Source organism: Evansella tamaricis, from assembly GCF_019042215.1.
Classification (GTDB): domain Bacteria; phylum Bacillota; class Bacilli; order Bacillales; family Salisediminibacteriaceae; genus Evansella; species Evansella tamaricis.
This window is the reverse complement of sequence record NZ_JAHQCS010000108.1, coordinates 1-9,293: the sequence shown is the minus strand read 5'-3', so window position 1 is coordinate 9,293 and position 9,293 is coordinate 1. Positions and strand designations below refer to the sequence as shown.

5 protein-coding genes, 19 tRNA genes and 1 rRNA gene are annotated in these 9,293 nt (G+C 40.1%); all 25 read right to left on the bottom strand.

The window, feature by feature from the left end:
• Window positions 1-564: 564 nt before the first annotated feature.
• Window positions 565-1,122, bottom strand: a complete 558-nt coding sequence (locus tag KS419_RS13540; protein WP_217066926.1) for a DUF3231 family protein — start codon at window positions 1,120-1,122, stop codon at window positions 565-567.
• Window positions 1,123-1,678: 556 nt separating this feature from the next.
• Window positions 1,679-3,346, bottom strand: coding sequence for a peptidoglycan-binding protein (locus KS419_RS13535; protein ID WP_217066925.1), 1,668 nt, complete (start codon window positions 3,344-3,346; stop codon window positions 1,679-1,681).
• Between the two features lie 717 nt (window positions 3,347-4,063).
• Window positions 4,064-4,408, bottom strand: a complete 345-nt coding sequence (locus KS419_RS13530; RefSeq protein WP_217066924.1) for a DNA primase — start codon at window positions 4,406-4,408, stop codon at window positions 4,064-4,066.
• 165 nt (window positions 4,409-4,573) lie between these two features.
• Window positions 4,574-4,702, bottom strand: a complete 129-nt coding sequence (locus KS419_RS25240) for a hypothetical protein (RefSeq protein ID WP_281419805.1) — start codon at window positions 4,700-4,702, stop codon at window positions 4,574-4,576.
• Between the two features lie 869 nt (window positions 4,703-5,571).
• Window positions 5,572-6,000 (bottom strand): 3-hydroxyacyl-ACP dehydratase FabZ, encoded by a 429-nt coding sequence (fabZ, locus tag KS419_RS13525; RefSeq protein ID WP_217066923.1) that lies wholly within the window; start codon window positions 5,998-6,000, stop codon window positions 5,572-5,574.
• 247 nt (window positions 6,001-6,247) lie between these two features.
• Window positions 6,248-6,332 (bottom strand) — tRNA-Leu (locus tag KS419_RS13520).
• Between the two features lie 7 nt (window positions 6,333-6,339).
• A tRNA-Lys gene (locus tag KS419_RS13515) sits at window positions 6,340-6,415 on the bottom strand.
• A 201-nt stretch (window positions 6,416-6,616) separates the two neighbouring features.
• A tRNA-Ile gene (locus KS419_RS13510) sits at window positions 6,617-6,693 on the bottom strand.
• A 26-nt stretch (window positions 6,694-6,719) separates the two neighbouring features.
• A tRNA-Gly gene (locus tag KS419_RS13505) sits at window positions 6,720-6,793 on the bottom strand.
• A 17-nt stretch (window positions 6,794-6,810) separates the two neighbouring features.
• Window positions 6,811-6,887: transfer RNA gene (locus KS419_RS13500), tRNA-Pro, on the bottom strand.
• Window positions 6,888-6,890: 3 nt separating this feature from the next.
• A tRNA-Arg gene (locus tag KS419_RS13495) sits at window positions 6,891-6,967 on the bottom strand.
• Window positions 6,968-6,980: 13 nt separating this feature from the next.
• A tRNA-Leu gene (locus KS419_RS13490) sits at window positions 6,981-7,069 on the bottom strand.
• A gap of 26 nt (window positions 7,070-7,095) precedes the next feature.
• Window positions 7,096-7,169: transfer RNA gene (locus KS419_RS13485), tRNA-Cys, on the bottom strand.
• Window positions 7,170-7,247: 78 nt separating this feature from the next.
• Window positions 7,248-7,322, bottom strand: a tRNA-Gln gene (locus KS419_RS13480).
• A gap of 8 nt (window positions 7,323-7,330) precedes the next feature.
• A tRNA-His gene (locus KS419_RS13475) sits at window positions 7,331-7,406 on the bottom strand.
• Between the two features lie 12 nt (window positions 7,407-7,418).
• Window positions 7,419-7,503 (bottom strand) — tRNA-Tyr (locus tag KS419_RS13470).
• Between the two features lie 15 nt (window positions 7,504-7,518).
• Window positions 7,519-7,594 (bottom strand) — tRNA-Phe (locus KS419_RS13465).
• 15 nt (window positions 7,595-7,609) lie between these two features.
• Window positions 7,610-7,685 (bottom strand) — tRNA-Asp (locus KS419_RS13460).
• A gap of 75 nt (window positions 7,686-7,760) precedes the next feature.
• Window positions 7,761-7,837, bottom strand: a tRNA-Met gene (locus KS419_RS13455).
• Window positions 7,838-8,227: 390 nt separating this feature from the next.
• Window positions 8,228-8,303, bottom strand: a tRNA-Val gene (locus tag KS419_RS13450).
• A gap of 72 nt (window positions 8,304-8,375) precedes the next feature.
• A tRNA-Glu gene (locus tag KS419_RS13445) sits at window positions 8,376-8,450 on the bottom strand.
• Window positions 8,451-8,467: 17 nt separating this feature from the next.
• A tRNA-Ser gene (locus KS419_RS13440) sits at window positions 8,468-8,560 on the bottom strand.
• Window positions 8,561-8,578: 18 nt separating this feature from the next.
• Window positions 8,579-8,655 (bottom strand) — tRNA-Ile (locus tag KS419_RS13435).
• A gap of 42 nt (window positions 8,656-8,697) precedes the next feature.
• Window positions 8,698-8,773 (bottom strand) — tRNA-Ala (locus KS419_RS13430).
• 425 nt (window positions 8,774-9,198) lie between these two features.
• Window positions 9,199-9,293: ribosomal RNA gene (gene rrf, locus KS419_RS13425) — 5S ribosomal RNA — on the bottom strand; the annotation flags it as partial.

Sequence of the window (9,293 nt, the reverse complement as noted above, 5' to 3'; positions counted from 1 at the left end):
AAGATATACCCGTAAGATTGTTAAAAGACCTGCAGCAATTTTGTTGTTTCGTAAGAATTCCATAAACATGTTTCATTCCCCCTAAGGTTAGTTTTTTTTGAAGGGATAGTCTGTAATCAGTCATTCTAGGTTGATGATCGGTGAATGTACTTACCATCGTCATCTAGTAATTTATGAATAATAGCATTAATCCATGGTTCGTTTTTCATTGTTGTTTCTTATTTATTTTGTTGTGAGTGATCACTAACTATCTTCACTCATAGTATATAACGGATTAGTTTGTGAAAACTGTCACATTTGTGAACGCTCTGTTACAGACTCGTGAAGGAATTGTGACTTTAATCACACCACATATACTATCCAGTCACTGGTTTTTTACAATGGAGGGATAAACACCTTTGAGATACTACTCCAATAAAATGATATGAACCAACCGGTTTTTATTTTAACCTTAGAAGTGATTGAAAATGATGTTTTTTATTTTAGTAAAGGGGCGAAGGTGGGACCAGTCTTCATTAAATGTAAAACCGACTCTTTTTTTTGCCAAGGAGTCGGTGATTTAAATTATCGTTTTATTGGTGAACCAGGTGTGTAGTAATAAGGTGGAACTTTAATCCAACCCCGTTTTTTTGATAATGTTTTAAGGGTATTGCCCGCACTGACCCAATCGGAAAAGTATTTAAGCCACATGATTCCAATATCATTCCGGATTGCGTTTGCTTGTCCTAATGCACATTGTTGCAGGCAGATCACTAGTTTTAATGAAATCCCATTTATGATCTCATCATCTGTTAGTTTTACGCCCATCGGTACTTCCTTTGACTGTGATTCAGGTTTTGCTGGCGTTACATCCGGCAAAGGAATACCTTCTTTAATCATAAATTGGCCCAACTGTTTAGATTGTGCTTCACATAAAGTTTTTACATCTTCAAGCGCTTCTCGGACTTCATCATCACTTGTGGTATGTAATCCGATTTCTTCATATCGTATAAATTCCTCTAATGCTGTAAGATATCTCCAACAATCTCCCACTTCTAGTACATGTAATGGCATTTTTTCCTCATCTATACTATCAATCGATGTTTTTAGGGTATTCCAAACTGCTTCAAATGGATTTGGCACTTTACTCACCTCCTTTTTCTTTCACTTTTTAAAATTTCAAAAAACAGGTTAGATTATGTATAACTATTAATGGTTTAAATTGGGATTTAAAGATTTTTACAGTTTTTTGGGGAAATGTAAGGGCAAAATACATATCGCATAATTGGCTTTACTTTATGGGGAATATCTTTTATGCCATTTAATATAATGGTTACTATAGAAAGTCGTATAACATTCAAACAATCGAATTTAAGAAAAAAGCTCTCGCTTTTTTTTGAAGTTGCTACTTTATTTTTCCGAAAGAAATAGTAGGAGAAAAGAACAAGAATATATTATTACAAGAATTAGCGAAGGCGAAAAACGCTTGAATCCAGTTTCTTGGACACAAGCGTTTTTCTTTATATTATTTAAGGGGAAACGGGTAAACAAAGTGGTATTACTATACTGTCCAAGGTTTAACGATTTTAATCAATTATAATCAAAAAAGTGCAAGCGCCTTGGTCGCGAGCTCAAGGAAGTGTCTTTCCCTCTAAAATCATACCTCTGAAGTATTTACTCATCCATTTTTTCAGAGAAATCATTTAATTCTCTTCGCCCCTAAATAACGCTGGCTATAGTAGGACGAATCTAGACGAGAAATGGTTACACCAGAGGAGGATCCACTATGAATGAACTGGTTATTACCAATGTAAATTCCATTATGGGATGGACCTGCTTTGTATGTTTCAAAATAAACGATATCACCAACTCTAGGTTGATTTACTGAAACAGTTGCTTTCCACTGTTCGGCCACGGTTCGTGGAAGATGTACGTTATTTTTCTTAAAGATATATTGTACAAAACCACTGCAGTCGAATCCTGAACCTGATGTTCCTCCCCACAAGTATGGGGTTCCAATGTAGGAAGCAGCGTCCGCAATAAGGTTCATCACATCAAATGAACTGGAAGGCTGTGTTTGTGCATCTTCCAGATGGATCGAAGACACTTCCTCCAATTTACTCCAAGTAGCTTTTCCAACTAACCCATCAGCAATAAGCCCCCATTCTTTCTGAAATTGAATGACTGATTGTTTTGTGACGGGACCAAAATAGCCAGTTGGATCTTGATTGAAATGTCCAAGAATTCTTAGTCGATTTTGAAGCTCAGTTACCGACGCACCACTGCTACCCTCTTTCAAAAGAGTTGTATTGGTTTGTTGTTGATTACCTGTTTGTGTCTCTGTTTGGTTATTATTCGTAGGTGTTTGAGTTTTCGTTAACGTTTTTTCGATTGCTGTAAAGGTTTGTGGTCCAGCAATCCCATCTACTTTAATATTAGCTGATTTTTGAAAACTTCGAACCGCTGTAACTGTATCATTTCCGTATGTTCCTGTAATGTTGTGAGTATAGAATCCTGCTTGTTTTAAGTACGTTTGCAGTGCTGTTACATGAATTCCTTTGTCTCCTTGGCGGAGGATAACATTGCTTTTCTTTAAATCAGCAAGAGCGGTAAGTGGGTTACTTGTGTGCACGATATCTGATTCCGAGCTATTTCCCGAAGTTTTCTTTTCTTCCGTTTTATTATTGCTTGCAGGATTTGAATTTGTATTAGAAATTTCACCGTTTATTGCTGTTAATGTCTGTGGCCCCGCAATACCATCCACCTTCAATCCCCTTGCCCTTTGGAACTTTCTGACGGCCTGTTCTGTAATTGCTCCATAATATCCAGTTGCCGTATCATGATCGAAAAAGCCTGCTTTTTTTAAGTATAATTGAAGTTTAATAACTTCATCTCCCCTGGTTCCCACTCGAAGTATATGATTTGTCTTCACTTGTTCTAAAACTTGTTGAGACTTGGCAGTTGTATTATTGTTGGTTGTAGATGTTTCGGTGGTGCTCGTTTGTTCGTTGGAATTTTTATTTTCTGTGGAAGTATTGGATGTCTTCTTTTGTTCTTGTTGACTATTTAGAACATTAAAAGTCTTTGGTCCAACAATTCCATCAGGGGTCAGATTATGGGCTCGTTGAAAATCTTGAACTGCCTGACGGGTGATTTGTCCAAAATATCCTGTAGCTGTGTGATGTTGAAAGAACCCTTTTTCTTTTAAACGTTCTTGTAGTACCAACACATCCGAACCTTCCATCCCAAATGAAAGATTTTTCGTACCGAAACTTGCTTCTGTTATGCTTGGTGTCGCTAAGAACACTCCTGTGGCAGCGACAGAAGTTACTAGAGCTGTGCCCAACTTTGATTGTAACGTTGACATTTTTTCACCTCTTTTATATATAAAGTTATATTTGTTAACTATAGTGAACATTTTAGGAATAACAAAGATGAGTATCTAGGTGAAGTTTGATTTCTGAGTGGTCTTGGTGAAGTGATATTATGGGAAAAATTAGTGTATGTGCTTTCATTGTATCAATTATTAAGATGAATATTGGAGGGTATATCTACCTATTTTCATTACTTTGGACTTATTTTATCAGAAGATTCTTACGTGGAGAACGGAGAGTTCATTCATTTTCTAAAAGTGAATATAATAGTCCTGCAAGCAGATTTACTCTAACTAAGACTTTTATTTGGGGAGTGGGAACATTTTATTACTCCGTCTTTGTTCGGAAACATAATATCTAATGGAACAGATTTATAATTGTAATAGGAATTGTCTTATTGAAGATTAATGATATATCCAGTAGAGGTGTTCATTTTGAAAGAAGTAGTTTTGTGGAGGGAAAATGAAAATGGCAACTCGTAATAGGATTTACTGATTCAATTATCTTCTTAAGTCAGTGGGTAAGGGAGATAAAGTAGTAAATTAATTACTGCAACGCACAATAAAGCGCCAGCGTGGTGGTGGGCACGACTGACGCTTTATTTATATACAAAAGGGGGGAGAATATAAGAAAATTCTTCAAAAATTTTTCAGGGACCATGTCCCGCAATTTTTGTTCGGGGACATGGTCCCTGAACATTTTGTGTCTTATTATGCTTCTTCGTCATCTACTTCATCATTCATATCGTCATCAATATCATTTTCAAGATCATCATCAGACATATCATCTTCAAGTTCACCGTTATCTAACATATCATCATCGTCTTCCAAGTCACCATTCATATCTCCATTTAAATCATTATCTAAATCTCCGTTCAAATCGTTATCCATTGGGTCATCCATATCCAAATCATTATCTACAACACCATCGTCATCCACTAATCCATCATCATCCAGTGGATCTTCCACCATATCATCATCTGCATTTCCACATGCTGAAATTAAACCAACTATGAGAAAACTAGACAAAACTAAAAATAAAAGTTTCTTTTTCATTTAACTTCCTCCTGTAGTATTCACATTGTTTGATACTTTGAAACAAATGGATATTCTTAATAATCGTGTGTTTATTAGAATGTCCTATTGTTCTTCTTTTATGTGAAATTTTTACTACAGGAGTAAAGTTTTTTAATTTAGACCACAGTCAGGAATTGCATACATTTATTCCAAGTCATCTTCAAAACCGGTATCATCTTCAGGTAACGGTTCACCTTCCATGTCTCCACACGCTGTCATAAAACCAAGTGCAAAAATAACAGATAATAGTGAAAGTAATAGTTTCTTCGGCATGACAATTACCTCCTAAAAAATTGTTTAAATAGATTTTGTCCTCAAATCCCATCAACGGTTCATTGATAAAAAAGACATGCATCTATATAAAAGGGTTACCCTTCCAGTATTGGAAGGAACCCTGTATAACTTTGAGAAACTTATTAAAAATCGTGTGTTCCGGTAAATGGTAATCGATATTATAAAGTTTAGTTTCTTTGGTTTCTTAGTAATCCAATATATTTACTAGGTTTATACGATGAACTAACTATTATAAATCTGTCTTTCAATTGGATCGATTCGATTTCATGTATTGATGGGATATTAAATTAGATGAATGGATATGTTTTTTATCTTTCTAATTTTCTTATTTCACGAATTCAAACACTATAAACTTCATTTTAAATTTTTTTACATTATCACATAATCTGGACAATCAGAAAAGCGCAAGCGCCTTGGTCACGAGCGTAGGGCAGTGGAGGAATGACAACAGAAGTCCGTTCTTTGACTTCGGTTGTCACTTCCGAAGTGCCCCGCGACTAGTAGGAAGCAACTGAAAAAGTTTAAAACCACTTTTTCAGTTGCTTTTATTTGTATGGCAATGGCTGCGCTCGTCGCTCGCCTGATAGGAAAAAACCACTCCTATCAAGCTTTTTAAAGATTGCGACGGCTACGCTCGTTGCTTAGGGACTGTAAAAGTGGAAAAGCACCACTTTTTCAGATCTCATGCGAGTAGGCGGTGGAGCTAGACAATGCCCGAAGGTCCAAAAACTTATACTATGTATCTTTACAAAAAAGAAGTGCCTTCCCATGTGGATAGATAACATGTGACATCTACAATTGTCACGAACTACCCATGAGAGGCACCCCATTTAAGGGAACATCAATACTTATTTTTCAACTAAAGCAAACATAAGTTCAGCTTCTGCGACCGTTTTTCCATCAACTGAGGCGGTTGCTTTTCCCTTGCCAATACTTCCACGTAGACGAGTCATTTCCACTTCTAATCTAAGTTGATCACCAGGTTTGACTTGACCTTTAAAACGACAACCATCAATTCCTGCAAAGAAACCTAGTTTACCTCGATTTTCCTCTAGTTTTAACATTGCAACAGCCCCAACTTGTGCTAATGCCTCAATGATAAGCACTCCTGGCATCACTGGGTAGTCCGGAAAATGACCGTTAAAAAACTCTTCGTTAGCAGTGACATTTTTTATTCCAACTGCACGTTTACCCTCTTCCACTTCAAGGATTTTATCTATAAGCAAAAATGGGTAACGATGTGGAATAATCTCCTTAATCTCTTCGATAGTTAACATGTATTATGACCTCCTATAATATGTAGGTTCTAACTCATCTCACATCTTAGTTTATAACGTTTCTCCTAATAGTACAAGCAGATGTCTTTTATATTCTATACCTTCAACTGGTAAAGGTATTAGTAGAGAAAATAAAGTTCGGGGACCAGGTCCCCGACAATTTTGTGAAAAGTATTGATTATACAAAAAGAGATCAACACTAGGTTGACCTCATATTTTACTATAGAGTGTATATTAAATTATGTAGTGGTGCGGGTGAAGGGAGTCGAACCCCCACGTCATAAGACACTAGATCCTAAGTCTAGCGCGTCTGCCAGTTCCGCCACACCCGCATATAAATGGTGAGCCATGAAGGACTCGAACCTTCGACCCTCTGATTAAAAGTCAGATGCTCTACCAACTGAGCTAATGGCTCGTAGTATTTTCCACGATGCTAATTCATGACGCTTACGGACGATGCTATGCTCCGATGTCACTGTGTCTCTTCCTCTTCTTGCTTTCCTCTGTGGCTTATCCGTCGAGACAAGTCGCAGCGTAGTCACGATGATTTGCTCCTAGCTAATGGCTCGCAGTAATTTCTATGAAGTTATTTCAGCTTGTCCAATTAGTTAAAAGATGGTGGGCCTGAGTGGACTCGAACCACCGACCTCACGCTTATCAGGCGTGCGCTCTAACCAGCTGAGCTACAGGCCCAATGTTCACACTGATTAAAAATAAAATGGAGCGGGTGATGAGAATCGAACTCACATCATCAGCTTGGAAGGCTGAGGTTTTACCACTAAACTACACCCGCAAAACTAAATATATAGCTGGTCGGGAAGACAGGATTTGAACCTGCGACCCCTTGGTCCCAAACCAAGTGCTCTGCCAAGCTGAGCTACTTCCCGTTATGGCGCGCCCGAGAGGAGTCGAACCCCTAACCTTTTGATCCGTAGTCAAACACTCTATCCAATTGAGCTACGGGCGCAATTTCAATATTCTGGTGCCGAGGGCCGGACTTGAACCGGCACGGTAGTCACCTACCGCAGGATTTTAAGTCCTGTGTGTCTGCCAATTCCACCACCCCGGCTGGGGTATAAAGGACTAAATTAATATTGGAGGCGGCACCCGGATTTGAACCGGGGATAAGGGTTTTGCAGACCCGTGCCTTACCACTTGGCTATGCCGCCAAGTACTTACTTAATTTATGCGTTTAACATTTAATTTATGAAGTAATACATTGGCATTAGTTGAATTATATTAAATAATGGCTGGGCTAGCAGGATTCGAACCTGCGCATGACGGAATCAAAATCCGTTGCCTTACCGCTTGGCTATAGCCCAGAATTAAATGGGGCGGCTGATGGGAATCGAACCCACGAATGCCGGAACCACAATCCGGTGCGTTAACCACTTCGCCACAACCGCCACATTATAAAATGGTGGAGGGGGACGGATTCGAACCGCCGAACCCTGAGGGAGCGGATTTACAGTCCGCCGCGTTTAGCCACTTCGCTACCCCTCCACAAATAAACAATAATGGTGGCTCGGGACGGAATCGAACCGCCGACACATGGATTTTCAGTCCATTGCTCTACCGACTGAGCTACCGAGCCTTAAGTAAAGTATTATGGCGGTCCCGACGGGAATCGAACCCGCGATCTCCTGCGTGACAGGCAGGCATGTTAACCGCTACACCACGGGACCACATTAATAATATTCAATCCGATGTATTAACTTCCAACATTACACTGGAGTTCATTCGGAGACGTTTACGTTATTTGGTTGCGGGGGGCGGATTTGAACCACCGACCTTCGGGTTATGAGCCCGACGAGCTACCAGACTGCTCCACCCCGCGACGTTATGAATGTTTACGGATGATGCTAATGCTTCGAAGATACAGACTGTCTCTTCCTCTTCTAGTATCGCTTTGTAGTGTATGCGTCGAGACAACTCGAAGTTTATTCGATGATGCTGTGCTCGTTGCTCCACCCCGCGACGTTATGAAAGTTTTCGGATGATGCTATTTCAGAGAAGTTGTTCTGACTGTCTCTTCCTCTTCCAGTTTCGCTTTGTAGTATATGCGTCGAGACAACTCGCTGCTTATTCGGCGATGTTTTCCTCGTTGCTCCACCCCGCGACGTTATGAAAGTTTTCGGATGATGCTTCGCTTTGTTGTTTCTGACTTTTTCTTTCTATTACACTTTGTAGTGTATGCGTCCAGTCACTCTAATGTTAATGTAAATTATGGTGGAGGATGACGGGCTCGAACCGCCGACCCCCTGCTTGTAAGGCAGGTGCTCTCCCAACTGAGCTAATCCTCCGATGTTTAGGACGTAATAGTATTTGGGTTGCAACAGGATGTTGTGATCTTAATACAGAAGTCCTTAAAAAAGTGGTGACCCGTACGGGATTCGAACCCGTGTTACCGCCGTGAAAGGGCGGTGTCTTAACCACTTGACCAACGGGCCAATATAATTTAAAAAGATGGCGGAGGAGGAGGGATTCGAACCCCCGCGCGGTTTAACCCGCCTGTCGGTTTTCAAGACCGATCCCTTCAGCCGGACTTGGGTACTCCTCCACATCGTTTTTTTACAATTGGTGGACCCTGTAGGACTCGAACCTACGACCAACCGGTTATGAGCCGGTAGCTCTGACCAACTGAGCTAAGGGTCCTATGTAGCATAAGTAGCTTTAAGATAGAACGAATATAATATTTGGTGGAGCCTAGCGGGATCGAACCGCTGACCTCCTGCGTGCAAGGCAGGCGCTCTCCCAGCTGAGCTAAGGCCCCGTTGTATATTCAATGATGCTGCTCATGGAGCTTACGGACGATGTTTTCTCTCCGAAATCCCTGTTTCTTCCTCTACAAGTTTTTCAGTGATGTATTTGCGTCGAAACAACTCGTAGTATTTCATGGCAGGTTAGCTCGTAGCTGAGCTAAGGCCCCGTTGTATATTCAATGATGCTGCTCATGGAGCTTACGGACGATGTTTTCGCTCCGAAGTCCCTGTTTCTTCCTCTACAAGTTTTTCAGTGATGTATATGCGTCGAAACAACTCGTAGTATTTCATGGCAGGTTAGCTCGTAGCTGAGCTAAGGCCCCGTTGTAATATGGGTCATTTTTCTTTATACCTTATTGTATTTAAATGTATCAATAAGCTACATTGGCCTAGATTTTCAAAATAAATGAGACTAACATAGTTAGTCTCATTATTAGCCCAGCAGCGTCCTACTTTCACAGGGGGAAACCCCCAACTATCATCGGCGCAGGAGAGCTTAACTACCGTGTTCGGCATGGGAACGGGTGTGAC

What these genes read in the sequence shown, in the direction of transcription:
- KS419_RS13535 (WP_217066925.1), bottom strand. Translation starts at nt 3,346, where the DNA reads ATGTCAACGTTACAATCAAAGTTGGGCACAGCTCTAGTAACTTCTGTC.
- fabZ (WP_217066923.1), bottom strand. Translation starts at nt 6,000, where the DNA reads ATGTTAACTATCGAAGAGATTAAGGAGATTATTCCACATCGTTACCCA.
- KS419_RS13530 (WP_217066924.1), bottom strand. Translation starts at nt 4,408, where the DNA reads ATGAAAAAGAAACTTTTATTTTTAGTTTTGTCTAGTTTTCTCATAGTT.
- KS419_RS25240 (WP_281419805.1), bottom strand. Translation starts at nt 4,702, where the DNA reads ATGCCGAAGAAACTATTACTTTCACTATTATCTGTTATTTTTGCACTT.